We start from the raw sequence: 24,309 nt of genomic DNA on the forward strand, positions 1-24,309 counted from the left end.
GACTAGTGAGCTAAACGCATTTTTAAAGAACCTTGACCAGCTTTTGTTTTTTTAAAAGCTTCTGAAAAATTATTTAATATCATACTTTCTAATTTTTAGTTTGTTTTTTATTTCGGTAATACGTAAGAATTACAGCACGATTTTTAGCATACCAATCGCAATAACCTTTGTTCATTTCTACTTCCATTTCATGCTCTGAAGCTTCTTTTACCGTTGCTTTATGAAATTCGTGAGCAGTTTTTAATCGTTCCGATCCATCGACTATTTTATAAAGGATTCTTGTTTCGTTATTTTCGGTTATTTTAGTATCTGTTAAAAAATAAACGATGTTATTTTGAATGTTGTCATTACTCATAATTTTATTGATTTTTGGATTAAATTATTTCTCTTAGTCATAATAAACGATTAACTTATAAAATTAAAGGTGGTATTTAGGTTTTTTTAATCAAAATAAAATAACTTCTGAAAATCATTATTCTCTATAAACTTTTGAATTTCTGGATATCTAAAAACACGAATGTTTCGAGCTTGTTTAATTGGAATACCTCTATATTCTTTTACAATTTCTCCAATTTCATTTTTCATTTCGTCATAAGATTTAACATAATCTCTAAAAAAATTATAAAAATTATCTTTTCTTAATTTTTTTTTAATTTATAATCTTCATTTAATGGTAGTATTTTTCTTTTTCTTTCCTTTTTATTAAGAGGAGATATTTTTTTTTTTGTCATTTTTAAATATTTTTAGGGTTCATTTTACATCTTCCTTTGTGAGCATCTCTTGATTTCTTACTAGGAAAATCAGCATTACAATGCGGGCATATACGATCAATTGTATCTACTAAATCTATTTGATTATTAACTGCTCGGTTATGCTCCAATTCTGCTCTAGCATTATTTAAGTCTGCTTCTACCTGCTCGGCATCTGCTCGGTTATGCTCCAATTCTGCTTTAGCATTATTTAAGTCTGCTTCTACCTGCTCGGCATCTGCTCGGTTATGCTCCAATTCTGCTCTAGCATTATTTAAGTCTGCTTCTACCTGCTCGGCATCTGCTCGGTTCTGCTCCAATTCTGCTTTAGCATTGTTTAAGTCTGCTTCTACCTGCTCGGCATCTGCTCGGTTATACTCCAATTCTGCTCTAGCATTATTTAAGGCTGCTTCTACCTGCTCGGTATCTGCTCGGTTCTGCTCCAATTCTGCTTTAGCATTATTTAAGGCTGCTTCTACCTGCTCGGCATCTGCTCGGTTCTGCTCCAATTCTGCTTTAGCATTATTTAAGGCTGCTTCTACCTGCTCGGCATCTGCTCGGTTATGCTCCAATTCTGCTCTAGCATTATTTAAGTCTGCTTCTACCTTCTCGGCATCTGCTCGGTTCTGCTCCAATTCTGCTTTAGCATTATTTAAGTCTGCTTCTACCTGCTCGGCATCTGCTCGGTTCTGCTCCAATTCTGCTTTAGCATTATTTAAGGCTGCTCTTATCTGCTCGGTTCTGCTCCAATTCTCCTTTTTCTTCTGCTTCTTTTTCCGCTACTTTTAATACAAATACTTGATTTAACCAATAACCGATATACGTAACAAAGCCACAAAATATTAGTAGATTAATCACCGCTGTCCAGCTTGGCTGCTTTAGTACATTTGTAATAACACAAAGCATAAAAAAGTCAAATATTGAAATTGATATAATCACCCAATCTTTGTTTTTTGGAATATTTACAGCAATATCAAGAATTGCTTTTGATACAAAATATCCAAAACATAAAGCAGGAATTATACGCAGATAATCATTCGTAATTAATTCAGCAAAGAGGATAAAGAAAAATGCAGCTTGCTTTATCCCATAAAATATATTATAACTTTGTATCGACCTTGATAAAGAGTTCATCGAAATAAGAGACTTGTATAATTCTTTTTTGTTCGTAGTTTTTAACATCTTTCTTGATCTAGTTTATTAATTACAACTTGAATATTTACTTTATTAAAATTACTATCTGAAGTACCGATTAATTGAATACATATATGCTTTAAAGCCCAAGCTTCAAAAAAATCAAATGTGAATTTTATATCTTTTGTAGTGTCAAAAAAAAGCTTCTTTTGTATGGTTTTAATTTTTTTATCAAATTTATCTGCTAAAATTAAACCGATTGATACGGCAACTTTTTCTTGAGACTCAAGAGTTAAAAAATCCAAATCATAAAGCTTGCTTGTCAATTTGTGCAAGGCAATTAATTGATGAAATTTTAAGAATAATTGTATTTTCATAATTAAACTTTTATACTGATTATTAATTCGCCAGTTGTATTGCTATAAAAATTAATTCTATTGGCTGTATTTGCATATTCTGATGCTTGGAAACGCCTATACATGGCATTGTATAAAATACTATGTGATTTTTTATTCTTAGAAAGGTGGTTATACCATACAGGATTTATTTTTCTAGTGCCTGACACTAATTTTAAATGACTAAATCCATTTTTTAATAAAATAACCATTTTTAATTCGCTACAATTTGGACACGTAATTTTATTATTAGCTCCGCAACTACATTTTGTTGTTCTATTTTCTTTACTCATTTTTTTAGGTTTTAGGCTAAGTTTGTGTTTTCGGTTTTAATTAAAGCTGGTAATAAAATCAAGTAATCATGTGGCAAATTATCCTGTACATAACTAAAAAGCTGTTTATAAGTGAATTGACCTAAATCATATTTACTAATTGCCCTAGTAAGTTTCTTTTGTGTTGATAATTTGCGTTTTCTTGCGCTTGAATTTTGCGCTAATTCTTTATCATTTTTCGCTTTTTTCTCCTGGTACTTTAAATGACTTTTCCAAATAGAATGAAGCCCATAAAAGCCTAATTCATTAGAGTTTGTACGAGTTTTATCGAAATAAGAAAATGGAAATAATGCGTTTACATCTTCTTTTTTCAAAAACCATGTTCTTGCAAATTCTAATTTCCAACGCAATTCTTTTAATTTTTTTATAACAGTACTTTTGTGTGTAAGATTTTTAAATAATTGCGTTTTTAGAAGATTGATTGTTTTCTTCCATTCTCCCACGTAAACACTGTGTTTTTTCCAAATTTTCGCAGACGATTTTATAAAATCTTCGATTACAACTTGCTTAAATTCATCAGTAGATAAAAGCCCATATTGCTCTATTTTTTGTAAATAATCATAGCGCATACCTCTGTAATTGTCAAATTCGCCATTGGCTAATTTTGCGGAAAAATCTTTTTCATTTTCTAGCCTATTTAAAAAATTAATGCTTAATAAATCGGTTTTCTTTTTTGCCACTGGTTTATTTAAAAAATCGGGCAAGTTTATTTTCTTTCCGCCCTCTATTCGGATTTCAGTTTTGTTACTTATCCGACTGGTGTTCTTGTAGCCCTCCGCAGGAGACGCGGTATTACTTTCGTACTGATTTGCCAGCATCGAACCGGATTCATTCAAGGTTGTGCTATTTGCACAGCCTTTTATTTCTTTTTCTTTTAAGTTTTTAGTTCTAGTAGTATCACTATTATCAGGTAGGTTATGTAAACTTGGAGGGATAAACGATTTATTTTCAGGTAATTGCTGTTTTGGGGTTTTTTCCGTCTAAAATTTCGATTATTTCGTAATTAAAATTTACAGAAATAGGCTTATTTTGATTAATCATTTTGTAATTAATTAAAATACCTGCTTCTCTAAGTCTTTTTACATGGATTTGCGCCGACCTTTTGCAAATACCTAATCTTGGTATATCTGCTATTTCATGAGTCGCTAATTTCCTATGATCTATCTTTAATTTTGGTAAAGATTTTTTTAAAGTGCTTGTTGGTTTTTTCATCTGCAATAAATAAGCATTACGAACTTTTAATTGAGACGTATAAAACCCAACTAAAACTTGAAAAATCATTTCACTAAATGGTTTTATAGTTTGAATTTTTCTTTTTGAAACTATTGCACCTTTTTTATTCTCTTCAATAACAAGTTCATTGTATTTTCTTGGAAATTCTTTTTTATTTGCTTTTTCAAAGGCGGCTTTACGTGCTTTTTTTGCTTCTGTAAGCTGAAAAGGGTGTTCTACAATAGTACTGTTGTATTTTCTTATCTCTTCGTTTTCTAATTCCGTTTTTACATTGTATTTATATACGTATTGCCTGTAATTATCCATTGTGTTTTTAAACGCTTCACGGTCTAAATATGGATAATTGATATATGAATACTGTGGTAAATTTGCTTCTTGAAATTTCTCTTCTTCTGCTCCTTTTTTAAGAAGTAATAAACCGCTTTTATTAAACTGTTCTACGGCTTCATTATATTGAGCATCTGTTAATTTATTTCTATAAGCTCCATCCATAAAGTTTTTGATGGCGTGCTGTTCAATAAAAGTAATTTTTCGTTTACGCAAAGTATCTTTAACAGATTGGTTATAAAGACCAATAGTGCTAAGTATTATTTTACGATTTTGTGGTTTATTTGCAGTTTTATTTATATATTTGTTCATTGGGAAATTTATCTTTATTTTTTAAATGTTTTGTAAAAGTGATTAGAAGGTTTAGGCTCTAATCACTTTTTTTGACTTCTCAATTAATAAATTACTTTTATTAAACTATTCTACTGCTTCATTATATCAGTTTCTATTAATTTATTTCTATGCGCTCTATCCATAAAGTTTTTAATAGCATAAAGTAATTTTTCGTTTTTGCGCTTTATCTTAATTTTTATTAATATATTTGATTATCCCCTTTTTTGATATTTTTAGTTTATAAAAAGTGATTAGAAAGTTTAGAGTCTAATCACTTTTTTTAGCTTCTCAAGTAATAAATTACTTTTATTAAACTGTTCTACTGATTCGTTATATTGAGCTTCTATTAATTTATTTCTATGTACTCTATCCATAAAGTTTTTAATAGCATATTATTCATTAAAAGTAATTTTGCATTTTTAAATTTTTATTTATATATTTGATTATCAATACTTTTTTGGTATTTTTAACTTAAAAAAAGTGATTAGAATTTTGAGGATCTAATTACTTTTTTTAAGCTATTGTATTTTTCAAATTGGCAGCGTTATTGATTATAAAATCATTTAATTTGTCTTTAAGCTCTAAAAACTTATACGTTTTTAACTCTTTAGAAGATTTAAACTGTTCTAAAAAGGTTAAAAACTCATTAAAAAAAGCATGCTCACAAGTAATTAATGCCTTAAATTTTTGTGTTGGCTTATGGTTTCTTTTTCCTTTTACATAAAAAACTTGTAGCTTTTCTGAAAAAAATACTTCAATTCTGTTTTGCGCTTTAATTGCTTTTTTTTGCGTTTTGTTCATTGTTAAAATGTTTAATAACAGAAAAGAAAGTCTTACTTTTGGTTTGCTTTCAAAAAAATAAAAAGGAGACCTAATTCCTTTTTAAAAATCTGAAAGCTCAATTAATCATGATTAAAAATTTATTAATTATAAGACTTTCTAAATCTGCCAAAATGTTAATGATCTTTTAAAAAAATAACCCACAACTTTAAATTTAATTTAATACATGTCGGTGTATAAATGAAATAGGTTGTGAGCTACTTTAAAATAGGTGTTAGCCTATCCTACTGGTTTTATTTTAAAGCTATATAATTTCCGACATTTATAAGCTTTATTGGTAATCGTACTATTTATTCTAAAACAGGTGTTAGCCTATCCTACTGGTATTGTTTGAATCTTATAACCTAATGGTTAATTTTTGCTTTGTTTTTATCCTGTCTTACTATCGGTTAAGGTTATATAGTAACCTCCGTTAGTTTTTATTGATATTTTGCCATCTCTCAACATATCAGAAATTAGTTTTGTTTCTTCAAAAGGGTACATATATTTTTTACCAATTTTGAAAAAAGTAACTAAATTTAAGTCTCTTAACCCTTGTAGTATTTGTCCATTATAGGTAAGCCCTACCATTTGACAGAATATTTTACCAGATACATTTAAAGGTTTTATAGCTTCCATATCGTTACTTAATAATTTTTGCACTTTTTTGTGTAAATGGACTAGAAGTAACAATTAAAGTGTTATTTTAATTTAATTGTATTACTATTAGCCACATATTATAACAAGTTAATTGTTATATTTGTTTTATTGAGTAACAAATATACAAACATTTCAGTAATAAACAAGCATTTCAGTAAATATTGATATGTAAACTAAAATAAACAAGTATTTCAGTAATATGAATCTACCTGATATTAATAAAAGATTAAAAGAAGTTATAGAATATTTTAATGAAGGAAACGTTAGTGATTTTTCAAAAAAATTAAATGGAGTTTCTCAACAGAAATTAAACAGATTATTTAATTTGGACTCAAGAACAAAAAAATACCCTGCAATTTCTCAAGATATTATAACTGAAGTTTTAAGTAATATACCAGAAGTAAACCCTACTTGGTTTCTTTTAGGTAAAGAAAAAATGATAAAAGATCTGGAGTTACCAGAGTTAACAGAAATTAAATTTGAAAATATTTCTGATGATGAATTATCTTTATATATTATAAAAAATAAAGATAGATTACTAACTAATAAAGTTTTAAAGGTATTTATAGAGAAAAGAGCTACAGAAATAGCTATTAATATTTTAAAATCAGATATTAAGTAATATATAATTTTCCTCAAAATTATTTAACCTTATACTATGTTTTAATTTATATTTTATTTCTTTTAACATCTTTATTTCACTTAGATCTTTCTTTATATTGTATTCTATATCTCTTATAGTATTCGATTTAACAAATTCAATTTCACTAACTAAATGTTTTTCGTAATTAATTGCTAATATATTTCCTTTATTAAATTCTTTTGATAATTTTTCTAATTGAAAAATCTTCTTTTGATAATCTTTTATTTTCTCTTTATTATTCATGGGGAGACTATTTTTTTATTTCTGAATTAATATAATTTAACCCTTCCTCAAGTAACCTTTCTTTATATATGAAAGATATTTTAATTAATTTTATATAATCCATTAATTTTAAAATTAAAAAAACTGAGATAGCAGAAATACATATTCCTATAAAAAAGTATGCTAGTATATTAAAATTTACTCCAGGAATAAAAACCCAAGACATAAAAAAAACTGCTGATATAAAAGGTGATAATAAGGAGTATTTTAAATTAATCTTATAATAATCAATATTATCTTTTGATAAAATTGGAATTAAAATTAAAAGTCCTAAAACTAAAAAAAGTAAACTTGCATGAGTTCCTGCACTATATAAAAACCGATGGATACTTGAATATCCAAAAAATTTAGATTCTAGTTTTTGATCTGAAAAAAGAACATGAATAAAAGGTAATATTCCACTAATATAAATTAGAATATTACCTAATGTTTCAAATATTAAATATTTAAGTGATTTATTACCCCTTCGTTGTTGGAGTTTCAACTTTATCTTTGTCAATAAATTCACTTGCTGCTCCTGCTGATATTTCTTTTTCATTTAACTCTATTATTTTTTCGTCAGTATCATCTGTACAGCTGGTTAAAATAAATGTACTGAATATTACTAATACTACTACTTGTAATTTTTTCATAATTGCCTTGTTTTAAATTAATATTAAAAAAAAGCTAAAATAAAAGTAAAAATTTAAATAATTGTAAGCTACGTTAGGCTAACCTAGTTTATTCGTAATAATATTCAATTTGAATCTTAAATCCGTTTTTTTCAAAAACTTGTTTAATTAAACTTAAATCGTAATCTTTTTTAAACCAGGCTATACCTATAGTTGAAATTAAATCATCTTCAGAATTATTATCAAAATCATATAAACAAAAATATAATCCATCCTTATAATTTTCTTTTGGAATTTTAACAATCCCTTTATAAAGACCTGTTGTACCCATTAAGCTAAAAGACTCTCCATTATGGTCGTTTAATTTATTCTCTTGATAAAATAAAGCATTTTGATTTATATCTAAAATTTTCATAAAAAGATCAGGTTTATAATTTCCAAAAAGACTATCCCATGCTTCACCACTTTTTCTTAATTTCGGATATTTTAAAACTTTAACATCTGAAATAACTAATGATACATTTTCTTTATTAACTTTATTAACAATACATTTATTAAATTCATCTTGAAAGTTAAATGAAGATTGCAGAAAATAAAATCCGTTAATTGTTTTATTTATTCCTAATCCTTGAATCTTACCACTTGGTAGTATAGTTCCTGTATATTTTTTAGTACCTAAAGTAAAAACAAATAAGTTATTTGTAATAACACCTGTTACAACTTCATTTTCACAATCACTAATATTAAAATAATTACCTGATACCTGCCCAGAGTTTGAAAATAATTTCAAATAACTTTGTTTTCCATTTAAAAGACCTTCATAAGTTTTAATGAAGTCTTGTGATTGAATTTTGAAAGGAAATGCTAAAACGATTAAGCATGTAATTATTTTTCTCATAATTATTTTTTTCCACAAATTAACAACCTTTTTAATTAACAGTCAATACCCAATACCCCTAATTCGAATTAGGGATACCCCTAATTTCGTTAACATTTAATTAACATTTGGATTTTTATTTAAAATAGAAATACTGTTTTTTTTTAGTAAATTTGGTTGTAATTATAATCTTTTTATGAAGATAAAAAATAGTAAGTACTTATGCTAACAATTGATATAATGCATATACACCCTGCGGGATGCAAAAGCATCATACAAGAAACGACGTTGTATGATATTAAAAATAAAACTCAAAACACATATAAATGAATAAAAAAATGAAAATTATAATTAGTGCAGTATTTATATTTATGGTATATTCTGTATCGGCTCAGAATGTGTATAAGTCATACGACTTAAATCAAATAGGAGCATTGAAAATAGCAGAGCAAGCACGACTTGAAGCTCAAAAATTAGATAAAAAGGTATCCGTTGCAGTACTCAACAGTTCTGGAGTAACGATTTTGTTGCTCAAAGGAGATAATGTGGGTCCACACAATACCGAAGCATCACGAAGAAAAGCATATACATCTCTTTCTACTAAAACACCGAGTCTTGAGTTGATGCAGAAAGCTTATGCCGATTCCACCGCTCAAAATTTAAACACTTTACCAGAACTTTTACTTTTAGGTGGAGGCGTACCTATTTGGAAAGATGGTGAATTAGTTGGAAGCATTGGCGTTTCAGGAGCTGGTGGTGGTCAAAATGACCATAACATTGGTCAAAAGGCTGTAGAAAATCTTGGATTTACAATCAAAAAACAATAATATAATCTTGCCAAACAATAAATAATTAAAAATAATCTTATGAAAAATACATTCTTATTATCAGTACTATTAGTATTAGTTACAACTTTTACTTTTTCTCAAGAATCAAATTATCAATTATCAAGTCATATTTTAGATATAACACAAGGTCAACCTGCAATAGATGTGAAAATTAGTCTCTCAAAACAAGATAATTCAGGAAAATGGAAATCTATCGATGAAAAAAAAACTGATAAAAATGGAAGAATTAATGATTTTTTAAAGATAGAAAAGGGAATCAATCACCAAGGAATATATAAGCTAACTTATTACACAGCACCTTATTTTAAATTGTTAGGTCAAGAAAGTTTTTATCCATTTATAGAAGTAGTTTTTGAATTGAAAGACAACAACCACTATCACGTTCCAATAACACTTTCGGCTTTTGGATATTCAACTTATCGAGGGAATTAATCGAAAAAAATACCATACAAAATCGAAAGCTCCGTGCTTCTTTAATGTACCTTTAGATATGAAAAAAAACTATTTATGAACAAATAATGAACAAATTAAATATTAAAAGTAAAAAAACCCTATAATTAAAGGGCTTTAAACAGTATTGGGGATGTTCAAAATGTTTATCATAGCATGATGATGTAGAACATTTAAAACCTTTTTTTAGTATTAAAAAAGCGAAATCATCTAATTAAATTAGATGATTTCGCTTTTTTATATTGATATATTTAACAAAAAAATAGGCTACCAAAAGTAACCTGTTTTACATCGTTTAAAGTTTTATTTATCTTCTATAAATTATAGTATCTTTTTTTATATCAAAAGTTGTTAACCCAACAGTAAATTTATCAAAATTTTCCAATTGTTCCATAAACACTTGTTCTCTTCCATCTGAAAGACGCAATTTATAGGTATACTCATTCGAAATCGCTTTAATTTTATCATAATCTGGTTGCCACCTTCCATCTTCAAATGAAGGGGCTTCAACAAAACCACCATAACTTCTTGCTATTTTTTCCCCTGTTTCATCGTTTTTTGTCATATTTTCTGAAGAAGCGGTTTTTATAGACCATATAATACTTTTAACATCTACAGAACCTGTTGCTATAAATTTATTATTTTTTACTGCGCCTATATAAAATTTATAACCTGTATATTCTATATCCGTATAGTTAAAAAAAACTAATGCAATACCATTTTTGGGTCCAAAATCGATATCATCTAAATTAGTTCCACTACTAAGAAAAAAAGAGCATACAATTAAAAATAATATTTTTGTTTGTTTAGTAAGTGTTCTCATAATTTTATTTTTTTAATTCTTCTCTTTTAGCTAATAAACCATCTTTATTTTTAATATCAATAATAGGTACATTCAACCTATTTACAACAGGTAGTCCTTTATAAGTTGATAATGATTTACTCTTTTTCACTGATTCAGTAACATCTAAAACAGCTTGTTCTTCTGAACAATTAAAAAAAAGGAACGAAGTAAATAATAAAACGAAGTAATGGGTTCTTTTCATAATTATATAACAATTTATTAATTAGCAATTTAACACTGGTACTAATCTAACAAAAAAAAAGGTTATACTACAAGAGTATAACCTTTTTATAAAATAAACTGATATTTCTACCAACTTGCTTTTTTAACACCTGGAATTAATCCATTGTTAGCCATTTCACGGAAAGTAACACGTGAAACACCGAACTGACGCATATATCCTTTTGGACGACCTGTTAATTTACAACGATTGTGCATTCTAACTGGTGATGCATTTTTTGGTAACTTTTGTAAGCCTTCATAGTCTCCAGCTGCTTTTAAAGCCTTTCTCTTATCTGCATACTTTGCTACCACTCTAGCTCTTTTACGCTCACGCGCTTTCATTGATTCTTTAGCCATCTTCTAGTTCTTTTTAAATGGTAAACCTAATTCAGTTAATAAAGATTTAGCTTCTTTATCAGTGTTTGCAGATGTTACAAAAGTAATATCCATTCCACTAATCTTTTTTACTTGATCAATATTAATTTCAGGGTAGATGATTTGTTCAGTAATTCCTAAGTTGTAATTACCTCTACCATCAAAACCGTTAGCCTTAATTCCGTTAAAGTCTCTTACACGTGGTAAAGAAGCAGTAACTAATCTGTCTAAAAATTCGTACATCTTAACTCCTCTTAACGTAACTTTTACACCAATTGGCATACCTTTACGTAATTTAAAGTTAGCAACATCTTTCTTAGATATAGTTGAAACTGCTTTTTGACCTGTAATAGTACTTAACTCGTCAATAGCGTATTCTATTAATTTCTTATCTGCTATAGCTGCACCAACACCTTTATTTACAACAATCTTTTGTAATTTAGGTACTTGCATTACATTACTATAACCGAATTCTTCAGTAAGAGCTTTTATAACTCTGCTCTTGTACTCCTCTTTTAATCTTGGTACGTAACTCATTGTTATATTGCTTTATCTGATTTTTTTGAAAATCTAATTTTCTTACCTTCTTCTACTTTATAACCAACTTTTACAGCTTCACCGTTTTCGATTAATGCTAAGTTAGATATGTGTAAAGAAGCTTCCTTTTTTACAATTCCTCCTTGAGGATTAGCTGCAGATGGTTTAGTGTGTTTAGACACCATGTTCACACCTTCTACTAATACTCTATCTTTATCTCTAAGGATTTGTAAAACTTTACCTTCCGATCCTTTGTGATCTCCTGCTAATACTTTAACAGTATCTCCTGATTTTATTTTGAACTTTTTCATCTTACTGTCGATTTAAAGCACTTCAGGTGCTAATGATACTATCTTCATAAATTGCTTATCACGTAATTCACGGGCAACAGGACCAAATACACGTGTTCCTCTCATCTCCTCTGTAGGATTTAAAAGTACACAAGCATTATCATCAAATCTGATATATGATCCGTCCTTACGTCTAATTTCTTTTTTAGTACGAACAACAACAGCACGAGATACTTGACCTTTCTTTACACTTCCGTTTGGAGTTGTAGATTTAATTGTAACAACAATCTTATCTCCAACACTAGCATAACGCTTTCTTGTTCCTCCTAATACTCTAATCACTAAAACTTCTTTTGCTCCAGTGTTATCTGCGACTCTTAATCTTGATTCTGTCTGTAACATATTATTTAGCTCTATCTAGGATTTCTACTAATCTCCAACGTTTAGATTTACTCATAGGACGTGTTTCCATTATCCTAACAGTATCTCCTTCGTTGCAATCGTTATTCTCGTCATGTGCAACGTACTTTTTCGTCTTTAATACGAACTTACCGTACATTGGGTGCTTGGTTCTTTTTACCTCATTAACAACAATAGATTTCTCCATTTTGCTACTAGATACTACACCTATTCTCTCTTTTCTAAGATTTCTTTTCTCCATCTTTAAAACTGACTAGAATTATTGTAATTCTCTTTTAGTTAACTCTGTAGCAATTCTTGCTACAGTTTTTCTTAAGCTTTTAATCTGCATTGGGTTTTCCAATGGAGTTATGGCGTGAGCCATCTTAAGATCCGTATAATTTTTCTTTAACGTCACTAATCTTCCTTGTAGGTCGATAGTAGTTAATTCTTTAATTGCTGATTGTTTCATTGTATATAGAATTAAGCGTTAAAATCAAAATCTCTTGCAATAACAAATCTTGTTTTAACAGGAAGTTTCTGTGCAGCTAAACGTAAAGCTTCTTTTGCAACATCCATTGGTACTCCACCAATTTCAAACAAAATTCTACCTGGTTTAATTACTGAAACAAAATGATCGGGAGCTCCTTTTCCCTTACCCATACGAACCTCTAAAGGTTTTTTCGTAATAGGCTTGTCTGGAAATATTTTAATCCAAAGCTGACCTTCTCTCTTCATGTGACGAGTTGCCGCAATACGAGCTGCCTCTATTTGGCGAGATGTAAGTAAGTTCTGATCTAATGATTTGATACCAAACATTCCGTTAGAAAGTTGAGCACCTCTACCAGAGTTACCCTTCATATTTCCTTTCGCCTTCTGTACCTTACGGTATTTTACTCTTTTTGGCTGTAACATTTTTAATTTCTAATTTTAAAAATTATTTTCTTCTGCGAGGTTGTGGACGTTTAGCATTACCGCCACCTTTATTAGCACCACCTTTTTGCTTAGATAATCCTGCTAATGGAGATAATTCACGTTTTCCATATACCTCACCTTTCATGATCCATACCTTAATACCTAATCTTCCGTATTGTGTATGTGCCTCAACAAGTGCATAATCAATGTCTGCTCTGAAAGTAGAAAGAGGAATTCTTCCTTCTTTATAATGCTCAGAACGTGCCATTTCTGCTCCATTTAAACGACCAGAAATTTGGATTTTAATCCCTTCTGAATTCATTCTCATAGCAGCTGTAATAGCCATTTTCGTTGCACGCTTGTAAGAAATTCTATTTTCAATTTGACGAGCAACACTAGCTGCTACTAATTTAGCATCTAATTCTGGACGCTTAATTTCAAAAATGTTAATTTGAACTTCTTTTCCTGTAATTTTCTTAAGCTCTTCTTTTAACTTGTCTACCTCTTGTCCACCTTTTCCGATAATAATACCAGGTCTAGCAGTAGTGATAGTAACGGTTACAAGTTTAAGTGTGCGCTCAATAATTACTCTTGATACACTTGCTTTAAATAAACGAGCGTTAATATACTCTCTTATTTTATAGTCTTCAGCTAATTTATCTCCGTAGTCATTTCCACCATACCAGTTAGATTCCCATCCTCTGATAATTCCTAAACGATTTCCTATTGGATTTGTTTTTTGTCCCATGTCTACTTTGATTAATTGCTTTTAATTTTACTACCTAACTCTAAAGTAACGTGGTTAGAACGCTTACGAATTCTATGAGCACGACCTTGTGGAGCTGGTCTTAATCTTTTTAACATACCTGCGCTATCTACACAAATAGTTTTCACAAATAGTCCAGCATCTTCGATACTAGCATCTTCATTTTTAGCTTGCCAGTTTGCAATTGCAGACAATAACAATTTCTCTAAATTAGTAGCTGCTTCTTTTGAACTAAATTTTAAAATTTGTAAAGCTTTTTCAACCTCTACTCCTCTTACTAGATCTGCGACTAATCGCATCTTTCTTGGTGATGTAGGACAATTAGTTATTTTAGCGAAAGCTTTTGACTTTCTTGCTTCTTTTAACTGTGTTGCCATGTTATGTTTACGACTTCCCATAATTTCCTACTATTTTTTTCCTTTATTTTTTGCACCAGCGTGCCCTCTAAAAGAACGTGTTGGTGAAAATTCGCCTAATTTATGACCTACCATGTTTTCAGTAACGTAAACTGGTACAAACTGACGTCCATTATGAACAGCAATTGTTTGCCCTACGAAATCTGGAGTAATCATACTTGCTCTTGACCAAGTTTTGATAACTGAAGTACTCTCAGTTTCAACGTTAGCTAAAACTTTTTTCTCTAATTTATAGTGAACGAAAGGTCCTTTTTTTAATGATCTTGCCATGGTTTATTTCTTTCTACGTTCTATAATATACTTATTACTAGCTTTAGTTTTAGATCTAGTCTTAAACCCTTTAGCTGGAATACCGTTTCTAGATCTTGGATGTCCTCCTGAAGAACGTCCTTCACCACCACCCATTGGGTGATCAACAGGATTCATACGTACAGCGTTAACTCTTGGTCTTCTACCTAACCATCTAGATCTACCTGCTTTACCAGAAACTAGTAATTGGTGATCTGAATTAGATACAACCCCGATAGTCGCCATACAAGTTAACAAGATTAATCTTGTTTCACCTGAAGGTAACTTAACTGTTGCGTATTTACCATCTCTTGCCATTAATTGAGCAAATGATCCAGCAGAACGAGCCATAACAGCTCCTTGACCTGGGTGTAACTCAATACAAGAAATTGTAGTTCCTAAAGGAATTTCGCTTAAGTATAAACCATTCCCCACTTCTGGAGCTAAATTTTTACCTGAAACGATTACTTGACCTACTTTTAAACCGTTTTGTGCAATTACATAACGCTTTTCTCCATCAGCATAACTAAGTAAAGCAATAAATGCAGTACGATTTGGATCGTACTCTATAGTTTTTACTGTTGCAGGGATACCATGCTTATCTTTTTTGAAATCGATAATACGGTATTTTTGTTTATGACCACCACCAATATTACGTGTTGTCATTCTACCCTGGTTGTTTCGACCTCCAGATCGTTTTTTCGGAGCTAATAAAGATTTCTCCGGCTTATCAGTCGTAATGGTGTCGAACCCATTTACAACTCTAAAACGCTGACCTGGTGTTACTGGTTTTAATTTTCTAACTGACATTTTGTCTTTTCTTAAAGATTGTTATAAAAATCAATAGCATGTCCTTCAGATAACTGAATGATTGCTTTCTTGTATCCACTTGTTATCCCTGTTACTAAACCTTTTTTGGTATGTTTAGTATTTCTTTTAATAGGATAATTCATAGTTTTGACAGACTTAATTGCTACACCATAAGTTGCTTCAACAGCACTTCTGATTTCCAATTTATTAGCCTTACTGTTTACCACAAATGCATAACGATTATTAACTTCGCTATCCTTTGTTGCTTTTTCCGTAATAATAGGTTTTATTAAAATACTCATATCTTTCCTATTTACTTAAATTAGATTGAATTTCTTCTAAAGAGCTTTCAGAAATAATTACTTTTCTAGCATCTAAAACACTATAAGTATTAACTCCTGTTGCATTTACAACTTTAGTTCTTTTTAAGTTACGAGATGATAAGTAAACATTGTTACTGTCTTCCCCTAACACAAATAAAGACTTTTCAGCCTCTAAATCTAAAGCTTTTAAAACATTGATAAATTCTTTAGTTTTTGGAGATTCAAAATTGAAATCTTCAACTACAACTAAATTACTATCTTTTGCTTGAATACTTAAAGCTGACTTACGTGCTAAACGCTTTAAGTTTTTATTTAACTTGAAAGAATAATCTCTTGGTCTAGGACCGAACATACGTCCACCACCTCTGAAAACTCCAGATTTGATTGAACCAGCACGTGCAGTACCTGTTCCTTTTTGTTTTTTAATCTTTCTTGTACTTCCAGTAATCTCAGCTCTTTCTTTAGCTTTATGAGTACCTTGTCTTTGATTAGCCAAGTACTGCTTTACATCTAAATAAATTGCATGATCATTTGGCTCAATACCGAATACCTCGTTAGAAAGTTCAACTTTTCTACCAGTATCTTTTCCTGTAATATCTAAAACTGCTACTTTCATTATTTTTCGATAGTTACAAAAGTATTTTTGTGACCAGGAATTGCTCCCTTAACTACGATAAGATTCTTATCAGCAACCACTTTTAATACTTTTAAATTTTGAACTTTTACTTTGTCTCCACCCATACGACCTGCCATACGCATTCCTTTGAATACTCTTGCAGGATATGATGCAGCACCAATCGAACCAGGAGCTCTTAAACGGTTATGCTGACCGTGAGTTGCTTGACCAACACCGGCAAAACCATGACGCTTAACAACACCTTGAAAACCTTTACCTTTAGAAACTCCAGAAACATCTACGAATTCTCCTTCAGTAAAGTAATCAACGCTAATTGAATCACCTAATTTATACTCTCCGTCAAAACCTTGAAATTCAATGACTTTTTTCTTAGCAGATGTACCAGCTTTTGTAAAGTGTCCATCTAAAGCTTTATTAGAGCTTTTTGCTTTTTTGTCATCGAAACCAAGTTGTAACGCACTATAGCCGTCAACCTCTTCGGTTCTGACTTGGGTAACCACGCATGGCCCTGCTTCGATTACTGTACAAGGAATGTTCTTCCCGTTTTCGTCGAATAAGCTGGTCATACCTACTTTTCTACCTATTAACCCAGACATATTTGTTAATTTTAAGACGATAGATTTAATTTATCCAGCGCGTCTATTAATAATAATTATTTGAAACAAATGTTTCATTTTTCCTTTAAATTTCACGTAAAAAAAAAGAGCTGAAAAAACACCTTCGCTCTGAATTTGTTTTTACCGTTTTTCCTTTGCGAAACCCTCAGGACATGTGATACTCTAAATAAATTAGAATATTTACACCACGGAACCTAAATTCCGGTATGCAAAAGTATAAAAAACTTTCGGTTTAAAAAAATTAAACCGAAAGTTAGTAATATACTATACTTTTATTTCAACTTCAACACCACTTGGTAACTCAAGTTTCATTAAAGCATCAATAGTTTTTGAAGAAGAACTATAGATGTCTAATAATCTTTTGTAAGCAGATAATTGAAATTGCTCTCTAGATTTTTTATTTACGTGTGGAGAACGTAATACAGTAAAAATCTTTTTATTTGTTGGTAAAGGAATAGGACCGTTTACTACAGCTCCAGTAGCCTTTACTGTCTTTACGATTTTTTCAGCAGACTTATCTACTAAGTTATAATCGTAAGATTTTAATTTAATTCTAATTTTTTGGCTCATCTTAATATCTTATTAACCTTTAGCTTTTGCAATTACATCCTCAGAAACATTTGAAGGAGTTTCTGTATAGTGAGAAAATTCCATAGTAGAAGTAGCTCTACCAGAAGACATAGTTCTTAAAGCAGTAACATAACCGAACATTTCAGATAATGGCACTAATGCTTTTACAACTTTAGCTCCATTACGGTCGCTCATGTCATTAACCTGACCTCTTCTTCTATTTAAATCTCCTACGATATCTCCCATGTTCTCCTCTGGAGTTAACACTTCGACCTTCATTAATGGCTCCATAATTCTGGCTTTAGCAGCTTTAGCAGCAGCTTTATAACCCATTTTTGCAGCTAACTCAAAAGATAATGCATCAGAATCCACAGGGTGAAAAGATCCATCTCTTAAAGTTACTTTCATTGAATCCATTTCGTATCCTGCTAAAGGACCATTCTTCATTGCTTCTTTGAATCCTTTCTCTACAGAAGGAACAAATTCTTTAGGAACGTTTCCACCTTTAATAACTGATTCAAATTGTAATCCTTGAACACCTTCATCTGCTGGCTCCATAGTAAATGCAATATCAGCAAACTTACCACGACCACCTGATTGTTTCTTATAAACTTCTCTGTGTTCTGCGGAAGCTGTAATAGCCTCTTTGTATTCTACTTGTGGCTGACCTTCGTTAACTTCTACCTTGAATTCACGTTTTAAACGATCAACAATAATATCTAAGTGTAACTCACCCATTCCAGAAATAATAGTCTGTCCTGAAGCTTCATCAGTTCTAACTGTAAATGTAGGATCTTCTTCTGCTAACTTAGCTAAAGACATTCCTAATTTATCAACATCTGCTTTAGTTTTAGGCTCAACCGCGATCCCAATTACGGGGTCTGGAAAATCCATAGATTCTAAAACAATAGGATGCTTTTCATCAGATAAAGTATCTCCTGTTTTAATCGATTTAAATCCTACAGCTGCACCGATATCCCCTGCTTCAATGTAAGGAATAGCGTTTTGCTTGTTAGCATGCATTTGATAGATACGAGAAATACGTTCTTTTTTACCTGAACGATTATTTAAAACATAAGAACCAGCGTCTAAACGCCCAGAATAAGCTCTAAAAAATGCTAAACGACCTACGAAAGGATCAGTAGCAATTTTAAATGCTAAAGCAGCAAAAGGCTCCTTTACATCTGGCTTTCTTCTTTCTTCTTCGTTTGTATCAGGATTTGTCCCGATAACAGCTTCCTTATCCATTGGAGAAGGTAAATAACGACAAACAGCATCTAATAAGAACTGAACACCTTTATTTTTAAATGCTGATCCACAAATCATAGGAATGATAGCCATATCCATTACAGCAGCACGAAGTGCAGCATGCACTTCCTCTTCAGTAATTGAGTCTTCATCTTCCATGAATTTCTCTAAAAGATTCTCATCGTAACTAGCAACTTCTTCAATTAGTTTCCCTCTTAATTCAGCAGCTTCTTCTTTTAAATCTTCTGGAATATCAACGATATCAAATGTAGCTCCTTGTGTTGCATCATGCCATACAATAGCACGATTCTTCACTAAATCTACAATACCTTTAAACTCATCCTCATCACCAATATTCATAACAATTGGCACTGCATTTGACTTTAACATATCCTTTACTTGCTGACAAACAGCCATAAAGTTAGATCCTTGACGGTCCATTTTGTTAACAAATCCAATACGAGGTACTTTATAGTTATCGGCAAGTCTCCAGTTAGTTTCTGATTGAGGCTCAACACCATCAACAGCACTAAATAAAAACACTAAACCATCAAGAACTCTTAATGAACGATTTACCTCTACAGTAAAATCAACGTGACCAGGAGTATCAATAATATTAAAGTGATACCCTTTAGTTTCATCAGTAGACTCACCATTATTTAAAGGGAACTTCCACTCACAAGTGGTAGCAGCAGAAGTAATTGTAATACCTCTTTCTTGCTCTTGCTCCATCCAATCCATAGTTGCGGCACCATCATGCACCTCACCTATTTTATGACTCACACCTGTATAATACAATACACGCTCTGTAGTAGTGGTTTTACCTGCATCAATATGTGCAGCAATACCAATATTTCTAGTAAATTTTAAATCTCTAGCCATTTCTTAGAATCTAAAGTGTGAGAATGCTTTGTTAGCTTCAGCCATTTTATGCGTATCGGTACGCTTTTTAACAGCGGCTCCTTCCTCTTTAGCCGCAGCTAAGATTTCAGCAGCTAAACGCTGTGCCATTGTTTTCTCATTACGCTTACGCGTATAAGTGATCATCCATTTAATTGCCATAGATACTTTACGATCTGGGCGAATTTGCATAGGAATTTGGAATGTTGCTCCACCTACACGACGAGAACGAACCTCTACATGTGGCATCACATTAGATAAACCATCTTTCCAAATCTCTAAAGCTGACTTTTCCTCGTCAGTCTTCTTTTCATTTACGATGTCTATTGCATCATAAAACACTTTAAAAGCCACAGACTTTTTACCATCCCACATTAAGTTATTCACAAAACGTGTTACCAATTGGTCATTAAACCTTGGATCTGGTAAAAGAACTCTTTTTTTCGCTTTTCTTTTTCTCATGTCTTTACATTAAAAAAGTTAATTAATTTTACTTCTTTGGGCGTTTTGCACCGTATTTAGACCTACGTTGGGTTCTACCCTCAACTCCTGCAGTATCTAACGCACCACGTACTACGTGATACTTAACACCTGGCAAATCTTTTACCCTTCCACCTCTAACTAATACTATCGAGTGCTCTTGCAAGTTGTGCCCTTCACCTGGAATATACGCGTTGATTTCGTTACCATTTGTTAATCTTACCCTTGCTACCTTACGCATTGCTGAGTTAGGTTTCTTAGGTGTAGTGGTATACACACGCGTACAAACTCCACGTCTCTGAGGACAAGCTTGTAATGCAGCCGATTTACTCTTCTTAGTTATTTTGGTTCTTCCTTTACGAACTAATTGTTGAATAGTTGGCATACTATTTTACTTGTTTTTAATTTGTACTTAAATTACTCTATTTCATAAGAGTGTGCAAACTTACGGTTTTTTTTCTAAAGATTCAAATATCAGGGAGTTGTTTTTATTCACTCTATATAATTTTCTCAAAACATTTAAAAATTAATAAAAACAAAATTGCTCTTATACTTCATTAATTTTAACAGTATTACTAAGAATAACAACTCGGAAATAAAAACTAAAAAAACACTTAAAGCGAAGTACTAAGTGACTTTTCTCTCGAAAAAAGACTACCACAAAGGTAAGCTACTCTTAAATAATACATTACGCGTAACATACAACAAATAAAAATAAAAAAACAGGTATTTTTTTAACTAAATTTTAGCATATTTACACCATTAATTCAAATATTTACATAATGAAAACAAAGTTTAATGGAATTTTAACGCTACTATTAGCGTTAATTGTGCAATTTTCTTTCGCACAAGACAGAACTATTTCAGGTATCGTATCAGATGAGTCTGGACCATTACCTGGGGTAACAGTACTTAAAAAAGGTACCACTCAAGGTACAGAAACTGATTTTAATGGTAAATATACTATTAAGTCTAAAAATGGAGATATTTTAGTTTTCAATTTTGTTGGTATGAAAACCATTCAAAAAACTGTTGGAACTTCTAATCAAATTAATATTGTTATGGAAAATGACAATGTACTTGATGAAGTTGTGGTTACTGCCCTAGGAATTAAAAGAGAAAAGAAAAGTTTAGGGTATGCTTCTCAAGAAATTAAAAGTGATGCAATCAATGGTGGAACAACAAAAACAGGTAATATTGCTTCACAATTATCAGGTAAAGTTGCTGGTTTAAATGTTACCACTACTAATAATTTTGGAGGTTCTTCGAATATGGTTATTAGAGGTGTAAAATCATTAGGCGGAGGTAGCCCGCTTATTGTAATTGATGGTTCACCAATTAACAATAGCTCTACATTTACTGGCGGTAATGATTACGGTAATGCGTTGTCTGACATCAACCAAGATGATATTGCTTCTATGAATATATTAAAAGGTGCTGCTGCTTCTGCACTATATGGAGAAAGAGGTATTAATGGTGTTATTGTAATTACTACTAAAAACGGTAAGAGTGGTGATGATAATTCTTGGGGAATAAAATTTAGCTCAGGTATTACTGTAGGAACTATTGATAAAGCTACATTTCCTGAATATCAAAATACTTACGGAGGTGGTTATGGTCAAGGTTTTGACCATGGAAATGATTACACTAATTATGATTCAGATGGTTCAGGTGGTCCAAAATATGATGGATCATTAAAATATCATTGGGATGCTTTTGATACAACATCTCCAAATTTTGGAAAAAAGAGAGCTTATGTAGCTGCTAAAAATGGTCCTTCATCTTTATTTAAGACTTCTTTTACAAAGACCAATAGTATCTCTATACAAAAAGGAGATCAAAGTAAAAACATGACTTTTACTTATGAAAACTTTGATTCTGATTGGATTTTACCAAATTCTGAATTAGAAAAAAATAATTTTTCTTTGAAAGTTAATTATGATTTAACACCAAAATTACACACCTCTTTTTATAGCTCTCTTACACTACAAGATACTCAAGGAAGAAATACCACAGGATATAGTGATAACTTAATGTCTATGTTTAGACAATGGTGGAATGTAGATGTAGATGTACTTGAACAAAAAGATTCTTACTTTAGAAACAAAGCTATTGCTTCTGTAGATAATAGATATGGTAATATTTCTTGGAATAGAAAATCACCTACAAATAGCAAGCCTGCATACTGGAATAATCCTTATTTTCAACTATATGAAAATGCTGGTTCAGATAATAGATATAGATCATTTAGTTATGGTAGAATAACTTATGATATTAACGACAACTTAGGCGTTACAGGTAAGGTTGCCTATGATAAAAGTATGTTAAATATTGAAAAAAGAATTGCAGCTGGATCTATTGCTATGGATTTTGGAGCTTCAGAAAACACTGTTCCTTCAGGATACTCAAGACAAGATATTGCAAGATCAGAAACTAACTTAGATTTAATGCTTAACTATAATTATGAATTAGTTGAAGATATCAAAGTTAGTGGAGTTTTAGGAGCTAATTTAAGAAAAAACGATTACAATAGCATTTATGCTTCTACTGAAGGAGGTTTAGTTGTTCCTGGTATTTATTCGTTAGCAAACACGGTTAAATCACCTTTAGCTGCAACAGAAAATCAATATAACACAGAAACGAATAGTGCTTACCTTACAGCTTCTTTTGATTTTTACAAGAAATTTTACTTAGACGCAACATGGAGGCTTGATAAATCTTCAACATTGCCAGCCGCAAATAACACCTATAATTATCCATCTGTTACAGGAGCCTTAATTGTATCTGAATTTTATAAGCCTGAATGGTTAAGCTTTTGGAAAGTAAGAGCAAATTACGCTGAAGTTGGTTCGACTGCAGACCCATATGAGTTACAAAATTCTTATGCTTCGGCAGGTTTATTAAACGGAGTTGGTTTATATGACACTAATTACACTAAGAAAAATAGTAATTTAAAGCCACAACGTTCAAAAGAATATGAATTTGGTACAGAAATGATGTTCTTAAATAAAAGAATAACATTTGACTTTGCTTACTACAACACAAAAACATTTGATCAAATTATTAGTTTACCTGTTTCTACAGCAACAGGATATTCTAAAAAAGTTGTGAACGCAGGACAAATAAATAATAGTGGTTTTGAAGCTCAATTAGGTTTAGTTGCTGTAAAAAATGATAATTTCACCTGGAATATTGACTTAAACTGGTCTAAAAACAAGAATAAAGTAGTTTCTTTATCTGGAGATAGTGAAAACTATCAATTAGCAAGTTATCCCGGAGGTGTTTCATTAAATGCTTTTAAAGGAAAGCCTTGGGGTACTTTAATTGGTCCAGGTTATAAAGAAGATAAAAATGGAAATAAACTGATGGAAACTTACCAAAGTAAAGGTGTTACTTATGCTAGGTATATTAAAGACGGTAGTAAGAATTTAGGAAATGTTACTCCTGATTGGATTGGAGGAATGAGAAACTCATTTACATACAAAAATTTTGGATTTAGCTTCTTAATCGATGTAAGAAAAGGTGGTAAAGTATTCTCTACTGATATGTATTATGGTTTAGGAACTGGATTATATAAAGAAACTGCAGGTAATAATGTAAGACAAACCGGAGTTGTTTTACCAGGAGTTTTTGAAGACGGTACTAAAAACACCATTATCGCAAGAAACCCTCAAGCCTATGGAGCTGTTGATGGATGGAAAGTTAAACCATCAGAAGCTTTTGTTTACGACGGAGGTTTTGTTAAATTGAGAGAAGCAGCGATAAGTTATTCGTTACCAAAATCAGCTTTAAAAAATTCATTTATAAACGATGCTAAAATTTCTTTAGTAGGTAGAAATTTATGGATTATTTCTAAAGATTTACCATACGCAGATCCTGAAGCAATGGTAGGAGGAGGAACTAGGTCTTATGGTCACTCTATTGGTAGTACACCAACGACTAGAGATATTGGTCTTAACCTAACATTTAAATTCTAAAA

38 protein-coding genes are annotated in these 24,309 nt (G+C 31.0%); 4 read left to right on the forward strand and 34 right to left on the reverse strand.

Annotation, left to right across the window (positions count from 1 at the left end; genetic code table 11):
• Positions 1-88 precede the first annotated feature (88 nt).
• From AQ1689_RS08455 to AQ1689_RS08500, 10 genes are all read right to left on the reverse strand, one after another.
• The gene (locus AQ1689_RS08455) at positions 89-355 is read right to left on the reverse strand and encodes a hypothetical protein (RefSeq protein WP_101955817.1); all 267 of its coding nucleotides are present in this window, start codon (positions 353-355) and stop codon (positions 89-91) included.
• Between the two features lie 86 nt (positions 356-441).
• Positions 442-585 carry a hypothetical protein gene (locus AQ1689_RS08460; RefSeq protein ID WP_180947561.1) on the reverse strand — a complete coding sequence of 48 codons (144 nt, stop codon included), beginning with the start codon at positions 583-585 and terminating at the stop codon, positions 442-444.
• Positions 586-733: 148 nt separating this feature from the next.
• Positions 734-1,447 (reverse strand): hypothetical protein, encoded by a 714-nt coding sequence (locus AQ1689_RS08465; RefSeq protein ID WP_101955818.1) that lies wholly within the window; start codon positions 1,445-1,447, stop codon positions 734-736.
• Positions 1,448-1,460: 13 nt separating this feature from the next.
• On the reverse strand, positions 1,461-1,883 hold the full coding sequence (locus AQ1689_RS08470; RefSeq protein WP_145993746.1) for a hypothetical protein: 423 nt from the start codon (positions 1,881-1,883) through the stop codon (positions 1,461-1,463).
• Between the two features lie 41 nt (positions 1,884-1,924).
• Positions 1,925-2,260, reverse strand: coding sequence for a hypothetical protein (locus AQ1689_RS08475; RefSeq protein ID WP_101955820.1), 336 nt, complete (start codon positions 2,258-2,260; stop codon positions 1,925-1,927).
• A 2-nt stretch (positions 2,261-2,262) separates the two neighbouring features.
• Positions 2,263-2,571 carry a hypothetical protein gene (locus AQ1689_RS08480; RefSeq protein WP_101955821.1) on the reverse strand — a complete coding sequence of 103 codons (309 nt, stop codon included), beginning with the start codon at positions 2,569-2,571 and terminating at the stop codon, positions 2,263-2,265.
• 11 nt (positions 2,572-2,582) lie between these two features.
• Positions 2,583-3,428: a hypothetical protein gene (locus AQ1689_RS08485; protein WP_101955822.1), complete on the reverse strand. Its 846-nt coding sequence runs from the start codon at positions 3,426-3,428 to the stop codon at positions 2,583-2,585.
• Between the two features lie 130 nt (positions 3,429-3,558).
• The gene (locus AQ1689_RS08490) at positions 3,559-4,482 is read right to left on the reverse strand and encodes a hypothetical protein (RefSeq protein WP_101955823.1); all 924 of its coding nucleotides are present in this window, start codon (positions 4,480-4,482) and stop codon (positions 3,559-3,561) included.
• A 534-nt stretch (positions 4,483-5,016) separates the two neighbouring features.
• Positions 5,017-5,304, reverse strand: coding sequence for a hypothetical protein (locus tag AQ1689_RS08495; protein ID WP_101955824.1), 288 nt, complete (start codon positions 5,302-5,304; stop codon positions 5,017-5,019).
• A gap of 408 nt (positions 5,305-5,712) precedes the next feature.
• Entirely contained in the window at positions 5,713-5,985 is a 273-nt protein-coding gene (locus AQ1689_RS08500) for a hypothetical protein (RefSeq protein WP_145993747.1), read from the reverse strand.
• A gap of 196 nt (positions 5,986-6,181) precedes the next feature.
• On the opposite strand from AQ1689_RS08500, the gene AQ1689_RS08505 reads away from it, so the two are divergent.
• The gene (locus AQ1689_RS08505) at positions 6,182-6,604 is read left to right on the forward strand and encodes a hypothetical protein (protein WP_101955826.1); all 423 of its coding nucleotides are present in this window, start codon (positions 6,182-6,184) and stop codon (positions 6,602-6,604) included.
• Here the strand turns inward: AQ1689_RS08505 and AQ1689_RS08510 are convergent.
• From AQ1689_RS08510 to AQ1689_RS08525, 4 genes are all read right to left on the reverse strand, one after another.
• Positions 6,590-6,868, reverse strand: a complete 279-nt coding sequence (locus tag AQ1689_RS08510; RefSeq protein ID WP_101955827.1) for a hypothetical protein — start codon at positions 6,866-6,868, stop codon at positions 6,590-6,592. The genes AQ1689_RS08505 and AQ1689_RS08510 overlap by 15 nt on opposite strands.
• 7 nt (positions 6,869-6,875) lie before the next feature.
• Entirely contained in the window at positions 6,876-7,391 is a 516-nt protein-coding gene (locus tag AQ1689_RS08515; protein ID WP_101955828.1) for a hypothetical protein, read from the reverse strand.
• Entirely contained in the window at positions 7,366-7,539 is a 174-nt protein-coding gene (locus AQ1689_RS08520) for a hypothetical protein (RefSeq protein WP_180947562.1), read from the reverse strand. Before AQ1689_RS08520 ends, AQ1689_RS08515 begins: the two co-directional genes overlap by 26 nt.
• A gap of 88 nt (positions 7,540-7,627) precedes the next feature.
• Entirely contained in the window at positions 7,628-8,416 is a 789-nt protein-coding gene (locus AQ1689_RS08525; RefSeq protein ID WP_101914894.1) for a hypothetical protein, read from the reverse strand.
• 350 nt (positions 8,417-8,766) lie between these two features.
• Between AQ1689_RS08525 and AQ1689_RS08530 the strand changes: the two genes are divergently transcribed.
• Together AQ1689_RS08530 and uraH are read left to right on the forward strand one after the other, a co-directional pair.
• Positions 8,767-9,222 carry a GlcG/HbpS family heme-binding protein gene (locus tag AQ1689_RS08530; protein WP_232113186.1) on the forward strand — a complete coding sequence of 152 codons (456 nt, stop codon included), beginning with the start codon at positions 8,767-8,769 and terminating at the stop codon, positions 9,220-9,222.
• Between the two features lie 39 nt (positions 9,223-9,261).
• Positions 9,262-9,675, forward strand: coding sequence for a hydroxyisourate hydrolase (gene uraH, locus AQ1689_RS08535; RefSeq protein WP_101914893.1), 414 nt, complete (start codon positions 9,262-9,264; stop codon positions 9,673-9,675).
• 325 nt (positions 9,676-10,000) lie between these two features.
• Here the strand turns inward: uraH and AQ1689_RS08540 are convergent, their stop codons facing one another.
• The 20 genes from AQ1689_RS08540 to rpsL all read right to left on the reverse strand — a co-directional run bounded on the left by AQ1689_RS08540 (position 10,001) and on the right by rpsL (position 20,715).
• The gene (locus AQ1689_RS08540; RefSeq protein WP_101955829.1) at positions 10,001-10,516 is read right to left on the reverse strand and encodes a hypothetical protein; all 516 of its coding nucleotides are present in this window, start codon (positions 10,514-10,516) and stop codon (positions 10,001-10,003) included.
• A 4-nt stretch (positions 10,517-10,520) separates the two neighbouring features.
• On the reverse strand, positions 10,521-10,739 hold the full coding sequence (locus AQ1689_RS08545; protein ID WP_101955830.1) for a hypothetical protein: 219 nt from the start codon (positions 10,737-10,739) through the stop codon (positions 10,521-10,523).
• 107 nt (positions 10,740-10,846) lie between these two features.
• Positions 10,847-11,116, reverse strand: coding sequence for a 30S ribosomal protein S14 (gene rpsN, locus AQ1689_RS08550; RefSeq protein WP_101914890.1), 270 nt, complete (start codon positions 11,114-11,116; stop codon positions 10,847-10,849).
• A 3-nt stretch (positions 11,117-11,119) separates the two neighbouring features.
• Positions 11,120-11,671 (reverse strand): 50S ribosomal protein L5, encoded by a 552-nt coding sequence (rplE, locus tag AQ1689_RS08555; protein WP_101914889.1) that lies wholly within the window; start codon positions 11,669-11,671, stop codon positions 11,120-11,122.
• Between the two features lie 2 nt (positions 11,672-11,673).
• On the reverse strand, positions 11,674-11,982 hold the full coding sequence (rplX, locus tag AQ1689_RS08560; protein ID WP_058885426.1) for a 50S ribosomal protein L24: 309 nt from the start codon (positions 11,980-11,982) through the stop codon (positions 11,674-11,676).
• A 12-nt stretch (positions 11,983-11,994) separates the two neighbouring features.
• Positions 11,995-12,363, reverse strand: coding sequence for a 50S ribosomal protein L14 (gene rplN, locus AQ1689_RS08565; RefSeq protein ID WP_058885427.1), 369 nt, complete (start codon positions 12,361-12,363; stop codon positions 11,995-11,997).
• Between the two features lies 1 nt (position 12,364).
• Positions 12,365-12,622 (reverse strand): 30S ribosomal protein S17, encoded by a 258-nt coding sequence (gene rpsQ / locus AQ1689_RS08570; RefSeq protein WP_058885428.1) that lies wholly within the window; start codon positions 12,620-12,622, stop codon positions 12,365-12,367.
• Positions 12,623-12,640: 18 nt separating this feature from the next.
• Positions 12,641-12,832: a 50S ribosomal protein L29 gene (gene rpmC / locus AQ1689_RS08575; protein ID WP_101902393.1), complete on the reverse strand. Its 192-nt coding sequence runs from the start codon at positions 12,830-12,832 to the stop codon at positions 12,641-12,643.
• Between the two features lie 11 nt (positions 12,833-12,843).
• Positions 12,844-13,275 (reverse strand): 50S ribosomal protein L16, encoded by a 432-nt coding sequence (rplP, locus tag AQ1689_RS08580; protein WP_101914888.1) that lies wholly within the window; start codon positions 13,273-13,275, stop codon positions 12,844-12,846.
• A 22-nt stretch (positions 13,276-13,297) separates the two neighbouring features.
• Complete coding sequence (gene rpsC / locus AQ1689_RS08585) at positions 13,298-14,023, reverse strand: 30S ribosomal protein S3 (RefSeq protein WP_101914887.1); 726 nt, start codon at positions 14,021-14,023, stop codon at positions 13,298-13,300.
• Between the two features lie 11 nt (positions 14,024-14,034).
• Positions 14,035-14,439, reverse strand: coding sequence for a 50S ribosomal protein L22 (gene rplV / locus AQ1689_RS08590; protein WP_101914886.1), 405 nt, complete (start codon positions 14,437-14,439; stop codon positions 14,035-14,037).
• Between the two features lie 9 nt (positions 14,440-14,448).
• Positions 14,449-14,727 (reverse strand): 30S ribosomal protein S19, encoded by a 279-nt coding sequence (rpsS, locus tag AQ1689_RS08595; RefSeq protein ID WP_101914885.1) that lies wholly within the window; start codon positions 14,725-14,727, stop codon positions 14,449-14,451.
• 3 nt (positions 14,728-14,730) lie between these two features.
• A complete protein-coding gene (rplB, locus tag AQ1689_RS08600) occupies positions 14,731-15,555 on the reverse strand; it encodes a 50S ribosomal protein L2 (RefSeq protein ID WP_101914884.1) in 825 nt (274 codons plus the stop codon).
• An 11-nt stretch (positions 15,556-15,566) separates the two neighbouring features.
• On the reverse strand, positions 15,567-15,857 hold the full coding sequence (gene rplW / locus AQ1689_RS08605) for a 50S ribosomal protein L23 (RefSeq protein ID WP_101914883.1): 291 nt from the start codon (positions 15,855-15,857) through the stop codon (positions 15,567-15,569).
• A 7-nt stretch (positions 15,858-15,864) separates the two neighbouring features.
• Positions 15,865-16,494, reverse strand: coding sequence for a 50S ribosomal protein L4 (rplD, locus tag AQ1689_RS08610; protein WP_101914882.1), 630 nt, complete (start codon positions 16,492-16,494; stop codon positions 15,865-15,867).
• Complete coding sequence (gene rplC / locus AQ1689_RS08615) at positions 16,494-17,111, reverse strand: 50S ribosomal protein L3 (RefSeq protein ID WP_058885437.1); 618 nt, start codon at positions 17,109-17,111, stop codon at positions 16,494-16,496. Before rplC ends, rplD begins: the two co-directional genes overlap by 1 nt.
• 285 nt (positions 17,112-17,396) lie before the next feature.
• Positions 17,397-17,702: a 30S ribosomal protein S10 gene (gene rpsJ, locus AQ1689_RS08620; protein ID WP_058885438.1), complete on the reverse strand. Its 306-nt coding sequence runs from the start codon at positions 17,700-17,702 to the stop codon at positions 17,397-17,399.
• 12 nt (positions 17,703-17,714) lie between these two features.
• Positions 17,715-19,832, reverse strand: coding sequence for an elongation factor G (gene fusA / locus AQ1689_RS08625; protein WP_101955831.1), 2,118 nt, complete (start codon positions 19,830-19,832; stop codon positions 17,715-17,717).
• Positions 19,833-19,835: 3 nt separating this feature from the next.
• The gene (gene rpsG / locus AQ1689_RS08630; protein ID WP_058885440.1) at positions 19,836-20,312 is read right to left on the reverse strand and encodes a 30S ribosomal protein S7; all 477 of its coding nucleotides are present in this window, start codon (positions 20,310-20,312) and stop codon (positions 19,836-19,838) included.
• A gap of 28 nt (positions 20,313-20,340) precedes the next feature.
• Positions 20,341-20,715, reverse strand: a complete 375-nt coding sequence (gene rpsL, locus AQ1689_RS08635; RefSeq protein WP_028887479.1) for a 30S ribosomal protein S12 — start codon at positions 20,713-20,715, stop codon at positions 20,341-20,343.
• 397 nt (positions 20,716-21,112) lie between these two features.
• Here rpsL and AQ1689_RS08640 point away from each other — a divergent pair, with 397 nt between their 5' ends.
• Positions 21,113-24,307: a SusC/RagA family TonB-linked outer membrane protein gene (locus tag AQ1689_RS08640; protein WP_101955832.1), complete on the forward strand. Its 3,195-nt coding sequence runs from the start codon at positions 21,113-21,115 to the stop codon at positions 24,305-24,307.
• Positions 24,308-24,309: the final 2 nt, after the last annotated feature.

It is taken from the genome of Tenacibaculum finnmarkense (assembly GCF_900239185.1).
In the GTDB taxonomy this organism is placed as follows: Bacteria; Bacteroidota; Bacteroidia; order Flavobacteriales; family Flavobacteriaceae; genus Polaribacter; species Polaribacter finnmarkensis.